This window comes from Parvibaculum sedimenti, assembly GCF_009184905.1.
Taxonomy (GTDB): domain Bacteria; phylum Pseudomonadota; class Alphaproteobacteria; order Parvibaculales; family Parvibaculaceae; genus Parvibaculum; species Parvibaculum sedimenti.
On the sequence record NZ_WESC01000012.1, the window covers coordinates 22094 to 43505 of the forward strand.

Genomic DNA, 21412 nt, shown 5'->3' on the forward strand with positions numbered 1-21412 from the left:
GTGCAGCTCAAATCACAGAGGAGCTGCGCACGAGCATGGGTACCATTCTACTGATCATTCTGGTCCTGCTGCTGGTCGGCGCTTTGCCGACCTGGCCGCACAGCGCGAACTGGGGCTACTTCCCGTCCGGAGGCTTGGGCCTTGTTCTTCTCATCGTCGTCATCTTGCTGCTCATGGGCCGGATTTGAGCCGGCACACTGCGGATAGAGGACGTCATCATGCGCACGAGAACAACGATATTGGCCTTCATCATGCTCGCGCTGCTGGCTACCTCACCAATCCTCCAGGCCTGCCACAGCGCGCCACGAGCTGGTTGGTATATTTCCGAAACCCACTGAAGCATCAAGAAGTGCGTAGACAGATAATCCCCCTGATCTGACGCCTGGGGCATTCACAAGCATCGTCGAACGGGCGCAATGAGCGCCGGCACTTAGCACAAGGCCACAAACATCATGGACAAGAATCGTATCATCGGATCTGGCAAGCAGGTCAAGGGCGCGATCAAGGAAGCCGTCGGCAAGGCGGTCGGCGATGCCAAACTGCAGGTTGACGGTAAGTCCGACAAAGCCGAAGGCAAGGTTCAAAATATGGTCGGCGCGGTGAAGGACTCCCTGAAGCCCTGACGCGACAGAGCTTCGCAAAGTAGCCGCTCACTGGCATCATTCGCTTGAACGACGCAAGGCCCCGCAGCAAAAGCTGTCGGGGCCTTGTTGTTCATCCGGCTCCCGGGTTTCTCCACCCGCCGGATACAAAGCTCATCAATCGGGAAGAGGTGGAGCCGCCGGTCACAGGGGGGGGCTCGGGGGAAGCGACCGGCGGCATGAGCGGCGAATATGAACCCGCCGTCATTTCAGGAAAGAGAAAAATGGCAACTCAGAAAATGTCAGCTATCGGTGCTTGCGTGGAACGCTCTCTTTCCGGAGGGACACTCGGCGCCAAACGCAAGGCCTTGCGACGATCGACCAAATTCGCGTAGTTGAGAAATCTTGCAAAGCCGCCCAGAAGCGCCGCACCGCAAGCTGCACTGGTGACGATCGCCAGAAAAACGACTGCGATCAGCGGCAGGGTGATGATGTTGGCGAGATTGCATATCCAGAGTGCATATGCCGCTCCAAGGATCGCCCCAGATACTGCCGCACGTTGACTGTTCCAAACGGCGTCTGATTTCATGATGGATTGTGTCTCCAGCGGCTCTGCATCAACTCCCCGCGATATCGTGATAAACGCCGCCATTCTCCGCGCCAACACTTGCGTCGTCAGAGTTGATCATCAAGTCCCGGAAGTCGTGGGAACCTTCGTGGCTCCCCGATCCAATGAATGAATGATAGGCCTCATCAGGTCGAGGCGGACAGAGTCGGAATCTACTCATATGCAGCGCATTCCGACACGCCGAGTGATTGACTTGGGACGCCTACATTGGACAGACAGCTCATTGCGATCCCACTTCCGCAAGCCCACATGAATAAGGTCTGTGGACGGTCATTGGACTTGACCTTACGCGGTATACCAACTGGTACTTGATCTTCTTGAATTATGATTTCCTGCAACCTGCGCGGCTCGTGGCGGATGAGGAAGAAATTCTCGGCCTCTCCTTTCTCGCCTTCCGACGCATAGCGACGATGCTGCACGTGCCAGCCATCTCAATCACGAGCGGGATCAATCAAGTTTTCCGGATTGATCCCATAGCCCTCGCAGCCACACTGGAGGCAGATGCACAGGCCTGATCTCTCACGCTGTATTGGAGATTGATCCCGCGATATTCCAGCGAGTTCTCGGGCTGAGTGTGCTGAAGGATGATGGTGCCTGATGATGAGGCGGATTCTACGTTTTCAGACCTGATGCGACGCGGCGATCTTTCCACGGATATAGGCACCCGCCGTCACCGGCGGGTATTGCGACGGATGCTCCGCCGTGCAGCAGGTCGGCAGGGGAAGGATCTCCGCGTCGGCATTGGGGCCAGTGAATAGGACCATGGAAAGACGCTCGGTCGAGCCCGTGAGCTCGCGCCCCGGATTGACCACCCGATGAAGCGTCGAGCGCCAACGGTCATTGGTCCAGCGCGCGAGCAAATCGCCGACATTGATGACGAACGACTTCGGCTCGTTGGGAACGTCGCGCCATTGGCCTGAGCGATCGAAGACCTGTAACCCACCGGGCGCATCGTCCTGACGCAGGATGGTGAAGCCGCCGTAATCGTGATGCGCGCCATAGCGAAGCTGGCCCGGCAGCGGCGGCACGATCTGATCTGGATATTGCACCAGCCGGAGAACAAACGACCCTTCGTTGAAGAAGGGCACGAAGTAATCTTCAGGCAGGTCGAGCGCGAGCGCCGAAAGACGGTAGAGATCGCCGGACAGCGCTGTACACGCATTAAAATAGTCGAGAACCGCCGGAGCGAGCCCCGCGGGCTCAGCCGGCCAGAACTGCTTTTCCGGACCATCGGGTCTGTTGTTGGGCATTTGCGGATTGGGGAAGACCAACGCTTCGCAGAGATCCGGCGCGGCCTTCGCGTCCAGCGTCAATGCCACGGCTTCGTCACCGATCGGTATGTAGCCCTTCGTCTTCGCATCTGACTGAAGGACATAGCCGCGTTTGACGTCTTCCGGTAGGGCAAAGAAATTTTTGGTGAGCCGATAAAGGGTGCCTGTCGTTTCGTCGGCAACGCCGTGGTTCGTCACCGTGACGAAGCCGGCCTCTTCGAGCGCCTTGTCAAAGCTCCGCGCAACGGCGGCGCGCTTCTCGCGGTCACCGGAACGGAAGTCCGCGAGATCCACAACGGGAATATCGGCAAGCATGGTCGTCGCTCTCGTTACGTTTCGGAATGACAGTGTGAGTCCGACGCATCGCCGCACCGCCGCGCCGGACTCACAGGGGCCCCCGCCCCCTATTGAATGAACTTCAGCGTGTAGGCGGATTTGTAGTCGATGTCCTTGGGCAGGACTCCTGCGGCCGCCATCGTTTCAGTGAAACTCTTCCAACGCGCGTCAGTCATCGCGCCGAGCGGCAACCCCTCCTCGCCGGTCACGATCTTGCGCTTGACCATTTCATTGATCGAATACTCGAAGAGTTCCTTGCTCTGGTCCGGATTGGCCTTCATCACAGCAGCTTCGGCGGCGGCATAGTCGCCCGCGAGGCACTGCTTCCAACCTTCCGAAGAAGCCTCGAGGAACGCCTTGATGATCTGCGGCTTCTCATCGACGGTCTTTGCGAGCGTCTGAACGGTCGTCTGGTAGTTCAGATACCCGTAGTCGGCGAGCAGGAATATCTTGGGCTCGGCGCCGAGAGGCTTGCTGAGCATGAAACCATCATTGGTGACATAGCCCTGCTGCACCGCCGTCTTGTCCGCGAGGAAGGGCGCGGCGCTATAGGTGTAGGGACGGAGCTGCTCGTCGGAGAAGCCGTATTTCGCTTTCACCCACTGCCAGAACTCCTGACGCGAATAGGTGCCGATGAGCATCGGCCTGCCCTTGAGATCGGAGAGGTCTTTTACCTTCGGGTCGGGATGCGCAACGAGCGTCTGCGGATCTTTCTGGAAATAGGCTGCGACCGTCACAGCGGGAATCTTCTCGGCGGTCATCTTGAGCTGGCCAAGCGTGCTGCTCATTGCCATGTCGATCCGACCGGTCGCCAGCAGCAGCGACATGTTCGTCTCGGGGCCGCCGGGAATGAGGTCGACGTCCAGCCCCTTGGCGGCATAGAGGCCATTGGCCTTCGCCTGATAGAAGCCGCAATGCTCAGCCTGGGGCAGCCAGCTCAGACCATAGGAGAGTTTCTCGGCAGCCTCGCCCGTTGAAGCACTCGCCAGCCCGATCAGCAGCGGCACGGCGAATCGCGCCGCCCGCGTCATGGAAATACGCCTCACTTTTTCGCCCTCACCAAAATTGCCCGCAAAGCAGGCAAAAATACGGAACATGTATACGGAGAATATGAATTGCAATTCATGTGCCGTGCCGCAGAGCGCCGCCGCCGGGCCAAAAGATGCTGAAAAGCTGAGGATTTTCGGCGTGCAAGACATGAGGAGGCCGTCTTGCCGCAATATCGCGCGCCGCCCGATATTGCGCTCTAAAGGCAGATTGCATCCGGATTTGGCAGAGCCCAAGTTGAAACGGCGCCCCGGGGCTTGACCTCCGCCCGCGCCTCGCATGACATCGCCAATTGTGGGCGTTTTAAACCCAAGGACCTCAGGGCCCCGACAGCGATCAGGCCCAGGCCGAACGGAACAATAAAGAGCGGAATTTAATGTTGAAGCGGATACTGGTGACGGGTGGCGCGGGGTTTCTCGGGTCTCATCTCTGCGAGCGCCTGCTGGATGCCGGTAATGAAGTGCTGTGCGTCGATAATTTCTTCACCGGCACCAGGCGCAATGTCTCGCATCTCCTCGATCGGAAGCCGTTCGAAATCCTCAGGCACGACATCACCTTCCCGCTCTATGTCGAGGTGGACGAGATCTACAACCTCGCCTGCCCCGCTTCGCCCATCCACTACCAGTTCGATCCGGTGCAGACGACCAAGACCAGCGTGATGGGCGCGATCAACATGCTCGGTCTCGCCAAGCGCCTGAAAGCCAAGGTGCTGCAGGCATCGACCTCGGAAGTCTATGGCGACCCGGTCGAGCATCCGCAACGGGAGGAATATTGGGGCAATGTGAACCCCGTCGGCATTCGCGCCTGCTATGACGAGGGCAAGCGCTGCGCCGAGACGCTTTTCTTTGACTATATTCGCCAGCACCAATTGCCCGCGAAGGTCGTCCGCATCTTCAATACCTATGGCCCCCGGATGCATCCGAATGACGGGCGCGTCGTATCGAACTTTGTAGTTCAGGCGCTGAAGGGCGAGGACATCACCATCTATGGCGATGGAAGTCAGAGCCGATCTTTCTGCTACGTCGACGAAATCGTCGAAGCCATGATCCGGATGATGGCCACGCCGCCCGAGGTGACGGGTCCGATCAATATTGGCAATCCCGTCGAGTTCACGATTCTCGACCTCGCCCGCATGGTCATCGAAATCACCGGCTCGAAGTCGCAAATCCGCTTCAAGGATTTGCCCTCGGACGATCCGAAGCAGCGCCAGCCCGATATCACGCGCGCCAGGGCCGAGCTCGGCTGGGAGCCAAAGATCGAACTGCGCGAGGGACTGACGAAAACGATCGCCTATTTCGAAGAGCTGCTTCTAAATCCGAATGTCGTCCCACGACCGGAGTAGGAGTTACGGCCACCACCCCCTGCTGCCGCCCCCACGCTGGAGCCGCGCTACCATGCCCAGACTGAATCTCACCGTCCGCTGGCAGCGCAAGCTCGCCCGATTTCATCTGCTTCCCTCTGCCGAACGCTTTGCGGAGACCATCTTCGGCGCGACCGACGAATACGGCCCGGCCTATCCCGATTATGACCGTCCTCCCTTCGACAAAAGGCCGATCAAATTCCGACATGAGCGGATGAACGGCTGGGTGCGGCTCTTCACGGGCAAGCTACGGCTGGAATATGCGACCGGACTCATCTATTCCGGCCTGCGTCCGATCTATCGGTCGACGGACGACATCTACACGAAATTCCTTCCCGCGACGAAATACTACGCCACGTTTCGCAGGAAGCGACGGCACATCGACGAAGCGATCGTGCTGACGACGCTTTGGGCAGATGGCTACTATCACTTCCTCTATGAGTTCGTGGCGAAGGTGGAGCTCATAGAACGCGCCGGACTGTCGCCGACTATTCCGGCGATCGTCCCCAAAGGCCTCACGGAGCGATCCTTCTTCAAGCAAGCCGTCGCGCTTGGACTGTTCGGCGACCGCCCCATCATTGTTCAGGAAGAGGACGAGGTCATTGAGGCCAGACGCTTTTATGTTGTAAGGCCCGACCGTCATTCGCAGCGCCAGCTTGGCTTCCCCGCGAAGCGCTTTGGCGCTTGCCCAGATCCTCAGGCTCGGCTCCGCATCTATGTATCGCGGAATACACAGGCTGGCACGATCAGGCAGATCCTCAACGAGCAGGAACTCGTCGCCCGGCTGGAGCCGCTCGGCTTTCAGGTGGTTGATCCCGGCACAACCCCGCTTTCGGCTCAGATCGATCTTTTCTCACGCGCGAGCATTGTCGTTGGGCCGCACGGTGCGGGCCTGGCCAATATCCTCTTCCGCACAGGCGCTCCGATGGCGCTTGTCGAGATGATCAACGACACCAAACTGACGCACCACCACTTCTTCCAGATCGCGAGGCTCTGCGACTATTTCTATCGCGCCACGCTGAACCGAGCCGAGGCCACCTGGGAACAGACGGCCAATGCCCATGCGGACATCGAATCGGTCATGGAAGCCGTGAACGAGGCAATCGCCTGGGAACATTCGACCTACGACGGCGTCGCGAAGCAGGCCGGTTGATTGCACACTGAAGATCACGCGTGGGCTGCCGCCAACTCCCCGATCAGATTGTCGAGCCCCGCCAGCAAGTGTCGCCAGGCATTGTCCATCTCGGGCGTCCATTCATCGCCCAGAACCTCCCGGAAGGTTTCCATGACGGTGCCAAAGAAGGTGGCGAAGACGGCGGGCGGTACGCCGAGATTTTCGTGATTGCGCAGCTCGCTCGGGATCATATTGGCCGCATAGCGCCGGTCGCCAGTGAAATCCACCAGACATTCTATGACCTGCGCAAGCATTTCGCCCTTCACGAGGTCGTTGGAATCGCGCACGAAGAGCACCTGCATCTCCGGATGGCGGGCGAAGAGCCGTTGATAAACGAGCGGGGTGGGATCGCCGATACGCTCGGCTACTTTTTCAAGACTCTCCAGTACCAAATTCATTGTCGTCCTCCCTGGGTCCGTACCTTGAAGAATAGACGTTTGGTCCGGCCATGAACATCTTGTGCTGCAGCCTTGGCAAAGCCGAAAATTTTCTTATGTGGGGAATGGCGTCTGTGAAAGTTTTGCGGCAGGTTTAAGCGCGGCCTTCGTGAATAGTCATTATCGTTCGCGAGGCGACGTCTGGTGCCCTCCGCAGGGGGGACGGAGACGAATACAAGGACTTTGACTTATGCATTTTAAGGCTGTCTACGAAGTATCCACACCCGACGTCGTGGCCGAGGATTTTGGTGGTGAGGTCGTGGTCTTGAACCTGGGAAATGGGCGTTATTTCAGCCTTCTGGGCGTTTCGGCCGATATCTGGCGCGATCTCGCCCGGGGCCACAAACCTCAGGACCTGATCGACTATGCGGTAGCCGCCCGCGCCTCTCTCGGAGAGGCCGTTTCTGTGCTGGTCGCCAGCATGATCGCCGAAGGGCTCATCCGTCCTCTGAGCGATTCGGAGGACCGCGCGAGCCCAACCGGAGCGGCAAGTGCAGCGGCAGCATTGCTTGCCGGCGAAGACGTGCCGCCAATGGAGGCCTTCGACGATATGGCCGAACTTATCCTTGCCGACCCGATTCACGATGTCGATGAGGATATGGGCTGGCCTGTGAAGCGGGACCCGGCGCCCACAGCCTGAGCCTCCAATGCCCGCCGTCCGCATCGATATCGCGAACCTTCCCCTATTCGCGCAGGACCTCATCGGCCGCACGGCAAACCTGCCGCGCTCGTCGCTGCATTTGCGCAAGCTCAGCATATTCGGCCTCAGCATCGACGCATGGTTCAGCGATCCCGCCTATGCTGATCTCTGCGCCCGCAACATCGCGCAGACGCCAGCGGGCGAAGGTGCTGTAGAGATCACCCTGTTCCTCATTGATGCGCAATCGACCGGCTCCCCGGCTCCCGCCCGCTGGGGCGAAGATGTCTTCGACCGCGCGGCCTTCAATGAGGCGCTCGCCTCGGCGGGCCTTCACGGCGCCTATCTGCACGATCCGCGGGTCTGGCAGTTCTTCTCGCCTGCCGCACGGACCGGCGTCCAGATGATCCGCGAACCCGGTGCAACGCCGGACTGGGAAACGGGCGGCCCTCTTCGCGTCTTCCTTCACTGGGCTGTTGCCATGAATGGCGCGCGGCTCTGCCATGCCGCAACACTTGGGCACGATGGCAAGGGCGTCCTGCTCTCCGGCGCGGGCGGCTCCGGCAAGTCGGGCACCACACTCGCCGGTATCGCAGGTGGCCTCACGACCGTCGGCGACGATTACTGCCTCCTTACCCAAGGCGATGGCGATGGCGCTTCCGCTTACCCGCTATACCGCATTCTGAAGCAGGACCCGGCGGGCGTCGCCCGCGCCCTCGGCCCCGTCGCCGCGTCGCGCTTCGGAGCACTCAACTGGCAAGGCAAATACGAGATCCACGCCCCCTTCTTGCACCGCTCGCCATTTGTCGACCGGCTGGCGATCAAGGCGCTGCTGTTGCCGAGGGTCGCCCATGCGGCACGCAGCGAACTCCGCCCGGTTTCCGCAGGTGCCGCCATGCGCGCCTTCGCGCCATCGAGCGTGTTCCAGCTTCCCGACGATGAGACGCAAGGTATCCAGTTTGCGGCGAGGCTCTGCCGCCACCTTCCCTGCTATGAATTGTTTCTGTCGGAAGATGCCGAAGATATCGCTGGAACCATCAAGCACTTCATCGAAGAATTGCCGGAATGACAGACAAGATCAGCGTCATCATGCCCGCGCTTAATGCCGGCCGCTTCATCGGTCCCGCGCTGCGTTCCCTGCTGCGCGAGCCGGGGGTCGATCTCGACATCATCGTGGTCGATGACGGTTCGACCGATGACACCGCCGCAATAGTGGAGAAAATCGCCGCCACTCATCCCTGTATCAGGATCATCAATGGTCCCAAGGCGGGCGTCTCACGGGCGCGCAATGCGGGCCTTGCCGCCGTCTCGCCCGAGAGCCGCTACATCACCTTTCTCGATGCGGACGATCACTGCGCTCCGGACAGGATCTGGCGACAGCTCCAGCTTCTCAAAGATAATCCAGACCTCGAATTCATCATCGGGCTCGTGCAATTCTTCGAGGAGATCGACGAGGAGACGAGCAGGATCATCGAGGGATCGAAAACGGTGACAGTCACCGGCGTTCAACTCGCCGCGGCACTTTTCCGCCGCTCGGTCTTCGACAGGTTCGGAGGCTTCGACGAGGAAATGCCGCAGGGCGAGGACACCGACTTCTTCATGCGCCTGCTTGAGGCGCAGACACCATATCTCCTTGAGACGGTTGTTGCCGTGTTCTATCGGCGCCACTTTGCCAACATGACCAATGACACAGCGCAAGTGCGGCGCGGATTCGTCGATGCTCTGCGCAAATCTCTCAATCGGCGGCGCGCAGGCGGTGGATCGATGGAAATCGGTGACCTTTTCAAGCGACGTGGATCGGCCGAGGAGGCTTTCAGGAATGCATGAGGCCTACAGCGTTGTCATTCCCGCCTATAATGCGGCGGAGACCATCGAAGAGGCGCTGCATTCGATCCTGACGCAAAGCGTGCCGCCCGAGCGGGTCATCGTCGTGGACGACGGCTCCATTGACGACACAGGCCTGCGCGCCAAAGCGCTGGACGCTCGCGTCGTCGTGATCCGGCAAATGAACCAGGGCTGCGGCGCCGCCACCACAGCCGGCATCGCGGAAGTAACGACGCCGTTCATCAGCTTTCTCGACTCCGACGACCTCTGGCTTCCTCACAAGGCGGAGCGCCAGCTTGCCCGGCTCTCTGAGCGCACAGAGATCGCCGCGCTGGTCGCCCAGGCTCAGATATTCAGAGGCCCCACAGGCTCGCCGCAACTCGGCCCGGTTCGTGAATTGTGGGGACGCACCACGCTGATGATGCGCACGAAAGCGGCAAAGGCCATCGGCGAGGTCATCGACCCGCCGGGCGCGCGCGGTGACATGGTCGACTGGATCGCCCGTGGCCGCGAAAAAGGCTACGCCTTCGAATTGATGAACGAAGTGCTGTCGATGCGGCGCATAAGGCCGGGAAGCCTGTCCTATGGCCGCGATATGGAGAAGGATCGCGGCTATCTCCTTACCGTGAAGCGCGCGCTGGAACGCAAGCGGGCGGCTGCCGTACCACAGCCCTCTCCGGCGCGGCGCGATGAGTAGTCTTGCCCGGCTTCTCATGCGCCAATCATGGCCGCAAGGCGATCTCGACCTTCTTTTGAAGGTTTCACTCCTGCCCGAGGCGGAAGCGGCCAGATGCTGGGAGCAGTGGAAGGCACATCACGATCTCGACGATGTGACGTGGGAGGAGCACAAGCTTCTCACCCCCATTGCCTCGCGCCTTCCCGCCATCGCGCCCGACTGCCCCTATCGCCCGCGCGTGCAGGGCCTTGCCAAAGCCCATTGGACGACTTCGCAGCTCATGTTGCGAGCGTCGGCGGCGGCCCTCGACGTCCTGATCGCGAACGCCATTCCGGTCATGCTCCTCAAGGGCGGCGCGCTTCAGGCGGCAGGGCTCGCAGGAAGCGGCCCGCGTATCAGTGGCGATCTCGATATTCTCGTTCCGCGCGCGCTCTATCCCCGCACCATCGCGCTTCTCTATGCGGACGAATGGTCTTCACGGGATTCGCGTGAATATGCGCAGAGCTCATGGCGCTTCCGCTCGGGCCTCAACCTTCGTCGCGGCCTTCATGGCGACATCGATGTTCATCACCAACCCGTGCCGAGTCCCCGGCTCAGCGACGCCGCGCTCGACGCGCTCTGGTCACGGGCGGTGCCCGCCCGCTTTCATGGCCGGGCTATCTTCGTTCCCTGCCATGCCGACATGATCGCGCTCACGGCCGCGCATGCGATGCACCCCGCGACCGCACGGCAACTTAGCGCCGCCTGGGCCTTCGATCTCATCACGCTTTTGAAGCATGGCGAGGTCGATCTGGAGAAGGTCGTCGAAAGCACGGCGGCGCTCGACGCTGTGGCGGCCTGCCTGGCCTGCCTGCTTTATCTCGACAGACTCGTACCGCTCGACAATGGCCGACAGCTCATCCACGCATTAGAGCAGCGCCGCACCAGACTGGGAGAAACGCTTGGGCTCTTTGCGCACTCAAAGGGTTCGGCAGCCACCACCCCATTGCGGCACCTTGCCGGGCTCGTCGCGGAAAGCCCGAAAGATGATTTCGAACCCGAACGGCGCGTCGTGCCACGCATCCGCCGTTCGCGCCGGCCGATACCGGACAAAGGCGCCATCGCCCAGACATTGGACATGCGCGAGCCGAGGCTGCGCCATGAGTTCAGTATCGGGGGACCCGAATTGGATGGACCACGCCGCCTGGTCGTCGAAATCGAATTCGAGAGGCCCCGCGTCGCGCGGCGCTTCCGCTTCGACATCTCCGTCGATGGCATGCCGGTCGCACGTCTCGGCGCCCGCCCGGCAAGCCTCGCCCCCGCGACGCGCATGACCTTTTCTGTGCCGCTGCCGTATGCGAGCGAACTTTCGTCCCGCATCGCCATCGAGGCTCTGTCAGAGGGGGAAATCCCGGCAAAGGCAAATCTGGAACAGATCCTGCGAGCAAAGCCAGTACCGTTCCAGATCGCACATCTCGCCTGGGCTTGATCAGCGCCGCGTCACTTCACTTCCTTGCACGGAAATTTATCGGCGAGGCTCCGGCCCGCAAGCTCGGCGGCGGGACGTTCGGCAAGTTCGGGATGCGTCTTGTTGTATTCGACAACGAGCGCGGCGAACTCCTGATATTTCAGCATTTCAGGGAGGCGGAAGCAGACCTCTTCGTCCTTCTTCGGCCCGAGGCGATGGAGCTTGGTCGGCATGCCCGCCTCGGTCGCGTTGTAGACGGCAACCACCATGCCGGCCAGAAACTGGTTGCAGGCGGTGGCGGAGATCTGCCCCTTTTCGGACATATCCATGTCAACCGACGCATTACAGGCGGCGACAAGATCGGCACCGGTCTTTATATCGGCACCGGGATTGGCCCAGGCGGCCGACGCGGCAGCGACAGCAGCGACAGCAGCGAGCAGAGGCACCGCAAAACGCACTGACTTTCTCATTCGACTTTTTCCTCCTCCTGAGACGATCATCACGATCGACATCGCAGCATAGGGAAAAACCGCGCCGCTTTCGAGGCGCGGCTTTGTCACATTGAGAATTCGGCCCGCCTAGTCAGCGGACACCACTTTCGACGTTTCCGCGATCTGGCGCCCCAGCGCAACGACATTCGGGATCTCATCATCCGAAAGCGGCTTCATGAACTTCTTGCGCTTCATCGCCGCCTCGATATAGGGCGCCAGTTCCTCGGCCTTTTTCTTCTGCCGTTCGGCCTCATACTCCTTGAACTCAGGCATGACGTCGTTCGCAAAAAGCTCTAGCGACGAGCAGATGTCTTCATGCCGGTTGCGTCCTCCCTGCTGAATGAAGGCAACCTGATCGACGCCGGCCTCCGCGAAGCCGCGCAGATGCTTGCGCATATCGTCCGGCGTGCCGATGCCGCGATTGCCGCCCTCTTCCGGGAGCGTGGGCCGCGCCTTCTCGAAGGCGTCCCAGATATTCGTGCGGCCTGGCTTGTGCTCGCCGAATATATAGTGATGGCCGAGCGCATAGCCGAAGAAGCGGAAGCCGTCCATGCCGCGCGCCTTCGCCACCGCGGCATCCTGATTGAGCGAGAAGCCCGTCACCATGGCGACATTCGGATTGCAGGCATGGCCGATGGGAACGGCCTCTTCCTTGAAGATGCGGTAATAGTCATCGACCCATTGCTTCGCTTCCGACGGATCGACGAAGGCGAAGGTGAGCGCACCGATGCCGAGCCGCGCGGCCAGCTTGATCGTCTCGCGATTGGAGCAAGCGACCCAGAGCGGCGGATGCGGCCGCTGCACGGGCTTCGGCACCACGTTGCGGCAGGGCATGGAGAAATATTCGCCCTCATAGCCCGGATAGGGATCCATCGCCATCATGTTGGCGCATTGCTCCACTGCCTCGCGCCACTGGCTGCGCTTCTCGCCCACCGGCACATTGAAGCCACCGAGTTCGAGCAGCGCGGAGCTTTCGCCCGTGCCCCATTCCACGCGGCCGCGTGAAACAAGATCGAGCGTCGCGATGCGTTCCGCGACGCGGGCTGGATGATTGTAGTTCGGCGGCATCAGCGTGATTCCGTGGCCGAGGCGAATATTCTTGGTGCGTTGCGAACAGGCCGCGAGAAAAACCTCCGGCGCGGAGGAATGCGAATACTCCTCCAGGAAGTGGTGCTCGACTTCCCATGCGTGGTCGATGCCCAGCTTGTCGGCAAGCTCCACCTGATCGAGCGCATCCTGAAAGAGCTTCAGCTCGTCGCCCTCATGCCAGGGTCTCGGCAGTTGATGTTCGTAGAAAATCCCGAAACGCATATCATCCTCCCCGTTATTGTTTTTATCTTCGCGAGATCAGGCGGCTTGCGCCCGATCTGCCAGAGTTTCGAATTCGTTCAGAAGGCCCTGCTTGTCCGCGAGCCTCCGCGAAATGCTTTCATGCGTCTGGGCGTGGCTGAAGTCGGCCTGCGTCACAGAATGCCACTGCACCATGCCCTCCCAGATCGGGTCGATCATCTTTCGTCCCTCGATGGTGCCGCCATCGACCGTCCTGAAAGTGAGGCTGCGCATCTCTGATATCGTGGTCTGCAGATAGGCGACGTGGATCGCCTCGTCCGTGCGGATGCGCTCGATCATCTCGGCGGCAAGTTCCGCCTCCGCGCGCTTGTCGGGAAATGTCCCCGGATCGCGCAGAAGATTGCAGTTGAAGCTGAACCCGGCTTCAGCGCGCACCTCGATCATCAACACATTCATCAGCAAAAGAATGAGCTGTTCGAAGCCCGCCGGAATCTGCGGCATCAGGCGGCCGATATCGGGCCTCGAAATATTGTCAGGCACTTCCGGAATCGGATAGCGGTTCTTGCCGAAGACGAGATCGCGGGCCGCAAACCACATCTGGTCATGCGCGCCGATGGTCTCGTCTTTCGGATCGCCGCCTTCATCGACGCCATGTGCATAGAGCAGACCCTTGTGCAGGTGCCCGACGCACATGTTCGAAATGTCCTCGACAATGATCTGTTGAAAATCCGGCGCCTGAAGCTCGCAAAGAGCGCGTCCCCGCGCCTCGACGATTCCCGTAATCGTGAGCGAGTTCCACAAGGTCTCGCCATAGCCATTCTTCAGCAGCAGCTTCTGCTGCTCGATGTTGGGATAGTGCCCACGTTTCAGAAGCTCCACCGTCGCGTCGATCAGCGGCCAGCCCCTCGCCGTCAACTGCGCGCCCCACGCCTTCACCGCAGGCCAGCGGTTGAGCGTGCGCGGCGAGATATATTCGCCCTTCGCGTCAAAACCGCCATGCAGGCGATAGCCTGCCTCCTCGTGTGGGCGCGCATAGTCGTGCGACGCCATCAGCTCGGCCCACGTGTACTGGAGCTGCGTCATTATCCTCTCCTCCCTTTGCCGGCCCATTCGGGCCTTATTGTTTCTTCAACGATCTGACGAAAAGCAACGTCATGCCGTCTATGACCTTTTCCGTATCGAGACGTTCACGTGCGGCGTACCCGCCACCTTGCTTGATCGCGCCGACGATGAGATGGCCGGCGAGCCTGCTATCCACATCGGACGAGACATCTCCGCTCGCCTTCCATTTCTCGATGAGAACGCCCCAGCCTTCGGCCCAGCGCGTCATCGGCATCTTCTTGCCGATGTCGCTCGTCGAAAGCACCGAGGCGTCAGTCAGCGCCGCGGCGATGACGCCGGGATGCGCGGCCGAATATTCGAAAATGCCGCGCAGAAGTTCGCGGACGGCATCTTCGAAGCGAGCGACGCCGACAACATGTTGCGCGAGAAAATATTCAAGCTCCCCCGCCGCCTCATCGGTGAACGCGAGAAAGCAGTCGAGCTTGTCCTCGAAGTGGAGATAGAACGTGCCGTGGCCCACTCCCGCCTCGCGAGAGATGTCCTGCGGGCGGGTCTCATGGTATCCCCGCTCGACGAAAAGCTTTCGCGCCGCTGCGAGTAGCTTGCGCCGGCTTTCCAGTTTTCTTCGAGAGACGCCGCCACGCGCACCGCCAGCGCCAGCGCTGGTGGCTGCATCTTCCTCGATCTCCAGGACAGCCATCTCTGTGGCCTTACCCGTCCTGGACGTTGGTTCCTCCATCATCATGAACAGATGTTCGACACCGCATGACAAATTGTCAACGGCACATCTGCTCATACTGACAAAAATGTTAGGGTCCAGACCCTAATCCAGCGTCACTCGGCGGCGCGGCGCACTCCGTTGATCAGCGCCCAGAGCTTCTGCGACGTCACCGGCATGTCGATGCTCTCGATGCCAAAGGGGCGCAGTGCGTCGATCACCGCATTGATGAAAGCCGCAGGTGCGCCGACCGTGCCCGCCTCGCCCGCACCCTTCACGCCCAGCGCATTCGAGGTCGAGGGAATTTCGTTATAGCTGATGTCGAAGAAGGGAACATCGTCGGCACGGGGCAGCCAATAATCCATGAGCGAGCCGGTAATGAGCTGGCCGGTCTCATTGTCGAAGATGGCATGCTCGCCCATCGCCTGCCCGAGGCCCTGCACGATGCCGCCATGCACCTGCCCCGCCACAAGAAGCGGGTTGAGGATATGGCCGAAGTCGTCCACGGCGGTGAAGCGCACGATTTTGTAAACGCCAGTCTCCGGATCGATCTCGACCTCGCAGACATGGGCGCCATTGGGGAAGGTATTCCCCTTCTGATTGTATTCGCCGTCGCCGGAAAGCTCGCCGACATCGGCCTGACCTTCGGCGAGTCGCGCGACCGCGAAGAGATCAATCTTGCGGTCCGTGCCCGCGACCGCAAAGACAGGCTCGCCTTCGCCTCCGCGATATTCGATGTCCGCCTTCGCCGCTTCGAGTTCATTCGCCGCGATTTCGCGGCCCTTCTCGATCAGCTTGTCGGAAGCGTCGCCAATGGCGCCGGTGACGAGATAGATCGCCTTAGATCCGCCCGTGCCCGCGCCGCCCGGCAGCACGTCGCTGTCGCCGAGATGCACCTTGATCTTTTCAACATCGAGGCCGAGGCGATTGGCGAGAAACTGCGTCCAGGCCGTTTCGTGCCCCTGCCCGTTCGTCTGCTGACCCGTCCACACATGGACCATGCCATTCTCGCCGTCGAGCGCGATGCGCGCATAGTCCGACATGCCCGCTGCCGTACGCTCGACATAATAGCTGAGGCCGAGGCCGCGAATCTTGCCCTCTTTCGCTGACGCGGCCCGCCGCGCCTCGAAGCCCGCCACGTCGGCCTTCGCCAGCGCGTCATCGAGGTTGCGTTCGAAATCGCCCGAGTCGAAGGGCAGCGACGCGCCGCCGTGATAAGGCATCTCGCCCGCCGGAATGAAATTGCGCCGCCTGATCTCCACTGCGCCAAGGCCGGTTTCGCGTCCCGCCTGATCCATCAGGCGCTCGATGAGATAGGAAGCCTCAGGACGGCCCGCGCCGCGATAGGCATCGACCGGCACGGTGTTGGTGTAGACCGCCCGTACGCGGTTATAGAGCGCCGGCACCTTGTAGACGCCAACCTGCATATTGCGCGGCGCAAGCGAGGGAATGAACGGCCCGAACTGGCTCTGATAGCCTCCGAGATTGGCGATGGTATCGACCTGAATGCCGAGAATATGTCCGTCCTTGTCGAGCGCGAGCGACGCTTCCGTCACATGGTCGCGGCCCTGGCTATCGGTGAGGAAGGCATCAGAGCGGTCGCCCGTCCACTTCACCGGGCGGCCGAGCTTCTTCGAGGCGAAAAGCACCAGCGGATATTCCGGATAGACGAAGGTTTTCATGCCGAAGCCGCCGCCCACATCCTCGGTAACGACGCGGAGCTTCTCCACCGGAATCTTCAGCGAGAACTGCGCGATGAAGTTCCTCATCGAATGCACGCCCTGGCTCGGGCTGTAGAGCGTGTAGTGATCGCGCGTCGCGTCATAGACTCCGAGCGCCGCGCGCGGCTCCATCGCATTGACGACAATGCGATTGTTGATGAGCTTGAGGCGCGTAACATGTGTGGCCTGCTTCAGCGCGGCATCTACCGCCGCCTCGTCGCCGAAACTCCAGTCATAGGCGAGGTTCGATCCCGCTTCCGGCCAGACGACTGGCGCGTCAGCTGCGAGTGCGCCTGCCGTGTCCGCCACGGCGGGCAGCGTCTCATAGTCGATGACCAGAAGATCCGCCGCATCGCGCGCCTGATTGAGCGTTTCCGCGACAATCAGCGCCACCGTGTCGCCCGCATAACGCACCGTGTCACGCGCGATGAGATGACGCGTCGTCTTGAAGATCGGCGTGCCATCCGCGTTCTTCAGCATGTCGGCCGCGGGGCTCGCAACGATGCCGAGGCCTTCGCGCTCCGCATCCGCGCCCGTCCAGACCGCAAGCACGCCGGGCGCGTTCTTCGCGTCTTCCGTATCGATCGAGAGAATGCGGGCATGCGCATGAGGCGAACGCACCATGAAGGCATAGGCCTGCCCGTCGAGGGAAAGGTCGTCCGTGTACTTGCCCTTGCCCGTGACAAGCCGTTCGTCCTCGACACGCCTCATCGGTTGACCGACGCCGAACTTCACCATGACGACCTCACCTCGCGGAACATTGTGGATGGCTTCGGACAATTGGGCGGATCCGCCCGGCGTCCATGTTTCAATTCTGTGATGATGGAGAAGCAGGCTGCGAGTGACGCGCCTCGCCTCGATCCGGATTCGTTGCGGTTTCAAACAGTCTGCCATGAAGCGCGTCCGCACTGCAAACACACGCGCGTTTCCGAAAAAAGGCGACGGATATCGCGCCACCCGTCGTTTGATCGCTGAGGGGGAACGCCTGATAAGGAACTCAAAAATGAGAAACAAACTGCTGACGGGGGCTGCCACCGCCCTATTATTCGTAGGGCTTTTCGCAGCGCCGTCCTTCGCAGAAGACACGAAGCCACCGCGCCCGGCTGCCGCCGACATGCAGAAATTCGCAAAGGAGCGATGCTCCGAGCACTCTGCCCGCATCGCGGGCGGTCTGGCCTATCTGGAGGCGCGACTGAAGCCCACTGCGGCGCAACTCCCCGCTTGGAACAAATGGCGCGACATCACTCTGGCCAACGCCAAGGCCGCAGAACAGGCCTGCTCCGAACGCCCATTTCCCACGAAAGGCAAGGATGGCGCCCCCACCATCATCGAACGCCGTGCCTTCATGGTGAAAATGCTGACGCTGAAGCTCGACGCGATGAAGGCTTCCCAACCTGCCCTTGAAACGCTTTATCAGTCGCTCGACACTAGCCAGAAGGAAATCCTCGACCGGCATGGAGAATTCGAAATGCGCGCGCCCTTCGGGCACGGACCGCGGCCTGAGCGCCCGGGCATGCTCAAGGGCAGCTCGCGCATGATGATGGACGATGACGGCCCGGACGCCCCGCCGCCACCACCGCCTGCCGAATAATGGGATGAGCGGCGGGTGCGAATGCCCGCCGCTCGTCTCACACATCTTGACCGCGCTATGCGGCGTCATCGTCAAGTTCGGCAGGTTGCAGACTGCGATTCCATGTGCCCGGAGGCCGCCTATTCCGCCGCCTTGGCGTGAGCGCCCGTGGGCTCCAGCACCTTGCCGGGATTGAGAATACTCTTGGGATCGAGTGCGGCCTTCAGCGTCCGCATCAAGGCGACTTCTTCCGGCGAGCGCGACCAGCCGAGATAGGGCCGCTTTTCAAGGCCGATGCCATGCTCGGCGGACACCGAGCCACCGCGCTTGCGAAGCGCACCATAGACGATCGCCTCGACCTCTTTGCGAATGGCCGGCGTGTGTTCGGGCACGCTGCCCGGAATGACATGAAGATTGCCGTCGCCGAGATGGCCGAAAACCATCAGCGAATGCGCGGGCCATTTCGCCGCGAGCTCCTCGCGCACCTCCGCGATATAGCTCTGCATGTCGGCGATCTTCAGGCTCACGTCGAAAGTGAAGATCGGCCAGTTGCGCGCTACCTGCCCCACATCGTCGCGCAGCGCCCACATCTGATTTCGTTCGGCCTGATTTTTCGCAATCACGGCATCGGACACTTGTCCATCTTCGAGTGCCGCCATCAGCGCCTTTTCGAAACGCGCGGAATCTTCCTGCTGATCGCCGCCCATCGACTCGACGAGCACATAGTAAGGATGGCCATAGTCGAGAAGCGGCTTGCCCTTGGCCGGCTCCGTCGTCACCAGCTTGTAGAAATCCTCCCACAGCACCTCGAAGGCCGAGAGTGTGCCACCAAGCGCGCGCTCCATGTGACGCAGGAATTTCGGCAACTGCTCGAAGCTCTCCACCGCGACGAAGCCCGTGTCCTGCGACAGCGGCTTGGGGCGCAGCCGCAGCACGGCGCGGGTCACGATGCCGAGTGTGCCCTCCGAGCCGATGAAGAGCTGCTTCAGGTCATAGCCCGCATTGTTCTTGATGAGATGGTTGAGCGAGGAAATCACCGTGCCATCCGCCAGTACTGCTTCGATGCCAAGCACCATGTCGCGCATCATGCCGTAACGGATGACGCGATTGCCGCCCGCATTGGTCGATATATTGCCGCCGATGGTGGCGGAGCCACGCGCACCGAGATCGAGCGGAAAGAGCGCGCCCTCGGCCTCCACCGCGTCGCAAACCGTCTGCAATATACAACCCGCCTGCACCGTCGCTGTGCCGCCCGCGACGTCGATTTCCTCGATATGGTTCATGCGATCGAGCGAAAGCACGAGGTGCCCTTCGGCCTCGCCTCCTTCGACCAGCCCCGTCTTGCCACCCCAGGGCACAATGGGCTCGCCCGCCGCATGGGCGAGCTTCAGGATTTTTGAAACCTCTTCCGTCGAAGCAGGACGCAACACGGCGCGCGGACTTCCGAGCCTGCTCCATCCGCCCTGCGCCTTCTCAGCTGCCTCTGCGCCTTCGAGCACACTGCCAACCGGCAGCGCCGCTTTCAGTTTCGCGATGAGGTCGTCCGTCGATGCGGCCATGAGCGTTCTCCCGATTTGTCGATTTTGGAAATTATAGCACGGCCTGGCGCGTCAGCACCCGCCCCACCGCCTGCCCCCAGCGGCCATAACGCGCGGTCCGCTCAGCCTCCACCATCTCGGGCTCGAAGCGGCGCTCGCATTGCCAGTGCCGGGCGACATCCTGCGGCGTGCCGTAGAAACCGACCTGCATGCCAGCGAGATAGGCCGCGCCGAGCGCCGTCGTCTCGGTGATGGCCGGACGTTCGACCGGACGGCCCAGAATGTCCGTCAGGTTCTGCATGAACCAGTTGTTCGCGACCATGCCGCCATCGACGCGCAACGCCTGCGGGCTTTCGAGACCCGCCGCCTTCATGTCGGCGGTCATCGCCTCCATGAGATCGCGCGTCTGGAAGGACACGGATTCCACGGCGGCCCGGACAATCTCGGCGGCGCCCGTGTCCCGCGTCATGCCGAACAGCGCCGCCCGCGCATGCGGGTCCCAGTAAGGCGCGCCGAGGCCGGTGAAGGCAGGCACCAGCACGACCGAGGAATTGGGATCGGCATCGGCGGCCAGCGCCTCGCTCTCCGCCGAACTGGAAATCAGCCGCATCTCGTCGCGCAGCCATTGCACGATGGCGCCGGCCATGAAGATCGAGCCCTCCAGCGCATAGGTCGTCTTTCCGCCAAGCCGATAGGCCACTGTCGTCAGCAGGCGGTTCGCGCTCGCCACCTGCCGTTCGCCGGTGTTGAGGACGGCGAAACAGCCCGTGCCATAGGTCGATTTCATCAACCCCGGCTCGAAGCAGGCCTGCCCCACCGTCGCCGCCTGCTGGTCGCCCGCGACGCCCGCGACGCGAACCTCCGCACCGAAGAGCGATTTTTCCGTCAGGCCAAAATCGGCGCAGCAATCCTTCACCTCCGGCAGCAGCGCGCGGGGAATACCGAGCCAGCCGAGGATTTCGTCGTCCCACGCCTGGGTGCCGATGTTGAACAACAGCGTGCGCGAGGCATTGGTCGCATCGGTCGCATGCACCTTGCCGCCGGTGAGCTTGTAGATGAGCCAGGAGTCGATCGTGCCGAAGCACAACTCGCCCTTCTCCGCCCGCACCCGCGCGTTCGGCACATTGTCGAGCAGCCAGGCGAGCTTGGTGCCGGAGAAATAGGGATCGAGCAGAAGCCCCGTCTTCGCCTGAACGGCAGACTCCTTGCCCTCCGCCTTCAGCTTGGCGCAAAGCTCCGCAGTACGGCGGTCCTGCCAGACAATGGCATTGTGGAGCGGCTTGCCGGTCGCCCGCTCCCAGAGCACCGTCGTCTCGCGCTGATTGGTAATGCCGATGGCGGCAATGTTCTCGACATGCGTTCCAGCCGTCAGCAGGCCTCGGCAGACATCGAGCGTCGCCTCCCATATCTCCTCGGCGTCGTGCTCCACCCAGCCATCCTGCGGATAGATCTGGCGCAGCTCCTTCTGACGCACCCGCATGGGCGAGCCGGACTGGTCGAAGAGCAGCGCCCTTGTGCTGGTCGTCCCCTGATCGATCGACAAAATGTAATGGGCGCCGTTCGGCATCCTCAATCCCCCCTTGTAGGCCGAGCGAGGCTAACGC

The 21412-nt window shown here is 61.4% G+C and carries 21 protein-coding genes; 10 read left to right on the top strand and 11 right to left on the bottom strand.

The window, feature by feature from the left end; translation table 11 throughout:
* Positions 1-35: 35 nt before the first annotated feature.
* Positions 36-188: a DUF3309 family protein gene (locus tag F2P47_RS13180; protein WP_152216841.1), complete on the top strand. Its 153-nt coding sequence runs from the start codon at positions 36-38 to the stop codon at positions 186-188.
* A 264-nt stretch (positions 189-452) separates the two neighbouring features.
* Entirely contained in the window at positions 453-623 is a 171-nt protein-coding gene (locus F2P47_RS13185; protein ID WP_152216842.1) for a CsbD family protein, read from the top strand.
* Positions 624-873: 250 nt separating this feature from the next.
* On the opposite strand, the gene F2P47_RS13190 is transcribed toward F2P47_RS13185, so the two are convergent.
* From F2P47_RS13190 to F2P47_RS13200, 3 genes are all read right to left on the bottom strand, one after another.
* Positions 874-1233, bottom strand: coding sequence for a hypothetical protein (locus tag F2P47_RS13190; RefSeq protein ID WP_152216843.1), 360 nt, complete (start codon positions 1231-1233; stop codon positions 874-876).
* A gap of 596 nt (positions 1234-1829) precedes the next feature.
* Positions 1830-2795 (bottom strand): isopenicillin N synthase family dioxygenase, encoded by a 966-nt coding sequence (locus tag F2P47_RS13195; RefSeq protein ID WP_152216844.1) that lies wholly within the window; start codon positions 2793-2795, stop codon positions 1830-1832.
* Between the two features lie 89 nt (positions 2796-2884).
* Positions 2885-3862 (bottom strand): ABC transporter substrate-binding protein, encoded by a 978-nt coding sequence (locus tag F2P47_RS13200; protein ID WP_246176890.1) that lies wholly within the window; start codon positions 3860-3862, stop codon positions 2885-2887.
* 377 nt (positions 3863-4239) lie between these two features.
* Here F2P47_RS13200 and F2P47_RS13205 point away from each other — a divergent pair, with 377 nt between their 5' ends.
* On the top strand, positions 4240-5205 hold the full coding sequence (locus F2P47_RS13205) for a UDP-glucuronic acid decarboxylase family protein (protein ID WP_152216845.1): 966 nt from the start codon (positions 4240-4242) through the stop codon (positions 5203-5205).
* A 52-nt stretch (positions 5206-5257) separates the two neighbouring features.
* Positions 5258-6376: a glycosyltransferase family 61 protein gene (locus F2P47_RS13210; RefSeq protein ID WP_185681107.1), complete on the top strand. Its 1119-nt coding sequence runs from the start codon at positions 5258-5260 to the stop codon at positions 6374-6376.
* A gap of 14 nt (positions 6377-6390) precedes the next feature.
* Here the strand turns inward: F2P47_RS13210 and F2P47_RS13215 are convergent, their stop codons facing one another.
* A complete protein-coding gene (locus F2P47_RS13215; RefSeq protein ID WP_152216847.1) occupies positions 6391-6795 on the bottom strand; it encodes a globin in 405 nt (134 codons plus the stop codon).
* A gap of 229 nt (positions 6796-7024) precedes the next feature.
* Here F2P47_RS13215 and F2P47_RS13220 point away from each other — a divergent pair, with 229 nt between their 5' ends.
* Genes F2P47_RS13220 through F2P47_RS13240 form a run of 5 tightly spaced genes read left to right on the top strand, consistent with a single transcriptional unit; the run spans position 7025 to position 11439 of the window.
* Entirely contained in the window at positions 7025-7474 is a 450-nt protein-coding gene (locus F2P47_RS13220) for a PqqD family protein (protein ID WP_152216848.1), read from the top strand.
* Positions 7475-7481: 7 nt separating this feature from the next.
* Positions 7482-8540 (top strand): serine kinase, encoded by a 1059-nt coding sequence (locus F2P47_RS13225; protein ID WP_152216849.1) that lies wholly within the window; start codon positions 7482-7484, stop codon positions 8538-8540.
* Entirely contained in the window at positions 8537-9298 is a 762-nt protein-coding gene (locus F2P47_RS13230; RefSeq protein WP_152216850.1) for a glycosyltransferase family 2 protein, read from the top strand. The genes F2P47_RS13225 and F2P47_RS13230 overlap by 4 nt, the downstream gene beginning before the upstream one ends.
* Positions 9291-9992 (top strand): glycosyltransferase family A protein, encoded by a 702-nt coding sequence (locus tag F2P47_RS13235; RefSeq protein ID WP_152216851.1) that lies wholly within the window; start codon positions 9291-9293, stop codon positions 9990-9992. Before F2P47_RS13230 ends, F2P47_RS13235 begins: the two co-directional genes overlap by 8 nt.
* On the top strand, positions 9985-11439 hold the full coding sequence (locus F2P47_RS13240) for a nucleotidyltransferase family protein (protein WP_152216852.1): 1455 nt from the start codon (positions 9985-9987) through the stop codon (positions 11437-11439). The genes F2P47_RS13235 and F2P47_RS13240 overlap by 8 nt, the downstream gene beginning before the upstream one ends.
* Before the next feature lie 11 nt (positions 11440-11450).
* Here F2P47_RS13240 and F2P47_RS13245 read toward each other — a convergent pair whose 3' ends face one another.
* The 5 genes from F2P47_RS13245 to F2P47_RS13265 all read right to left on the bottom strand — a co-directional run bounded on the left by F2P47_RS13245 (position 11451) and on the right by F2P47_RS13265 (position 17480).
* Complete coding sequence (locus F2P47_RS13245) at positions 11451-11888, bottom strand: Rap1a/Tai family immunity protein (protein ID WP_152216853.1); 438 nt, start codon at positions 11886-11888, stop codon at positions 11451-11453.
* Positions 11889-11996: 108 nt separating this feature from the next.
* Positions 11997-13220, bottom strand: coding sequence for an LLM class flavin-dependent oxidoreductase (locus F2P47_RS13250; RefSeq protein WP_152216854.1), 1224 nt, complete (start codon positions 13218-13220; stop codon positions 11997-11999).
* Between the two features lie 36 nt (positions 13221-13256).
* On the bottom strand, positions 13257-14282 hold the full coding sequence (locus F2P47_RS13255) for a hypothetical protein (RefSeq protein WP_152216855.1): 1026 nt from the start codon (positions 14280-14282) through the stop codon (positions 13257-13259).
* Between the two features lie 34 nt (positions 14283-14316).
* The gene (locus F2P47_RS13260) at positions 14317-14961 is read right to left on the bottom strand and encodes a TetR/AcrR family transcriptional regulator (protein WP_185681108.1); all 645 of its coding nucleotides are present in this window, start codon (positions 14959-14961) and stop codon (positions 14317-14319) included.
* A 134-nt stretch (positions 14962-15095) separates the two neighbouring features.
* The gene (locus F2P47_RS13265; RefSeq protein ID WP_246176893.1) at positions 15096-17480 is read right to left on the bottom strand and encodes a xanthine dehydrogenase family protein molybdopterin-binding subunit; all 2385 of its coding nucleotides are present in this window, start codon (positions 17478-17480) and stop codon (positions 15096-15098) included.
* A gap of 223 nt (positions 17481-17703) precedes the next feature.
* Here F2P47_RS13265 and F2P47_RS13270 point away from each other — a divergent pair, with 223 nt between their 5' ends.
* Positions 17704-18291 carry a Spy/CpxP family protein refolding chaperone gene (locus F2P47_RS13270; RefSeq protein ID WP_185681109.1) on the top strand — a complete coding sequence of 196 codons (588 nt, stop codon included), beginning with the start codon at positions 17704-17706 and terminating at the stop codon, positions 18289-18291.
* 119 nt (positions 18292-18410) lie between these two features.
* Here the strand turns inward: F2P47_RS13270 and F2P47_RS13275 are convergent, their stop codons facing one another.
* Positions 18411-19829 carry an FAD-binding oxidoreductase gene (locus F2P47_RS13275; protein ID WP_152216858.1) on the bottom strand — a complete coding sequence of 473 codons (1419 nt, stop codon included), beginning with the start codon at positions 19827-19829 and terminating at the stop codon, positions 18411-18413.
* 31 nt (positions 19830-19860) lie between these two features.
* Complete coding sequence (glpK, locus tag F2P47_RS13280; RefSeq protein WP_152216859.1) at positions 19861-21375, bottom strand: glycerol kinase GlpK; 1515 nt, start codon at positions 21373-21375, stop codon at positions 19861-19863.
* Between the last annotated feature and the right edge of the window lie 37 nt (positions 21376-21412).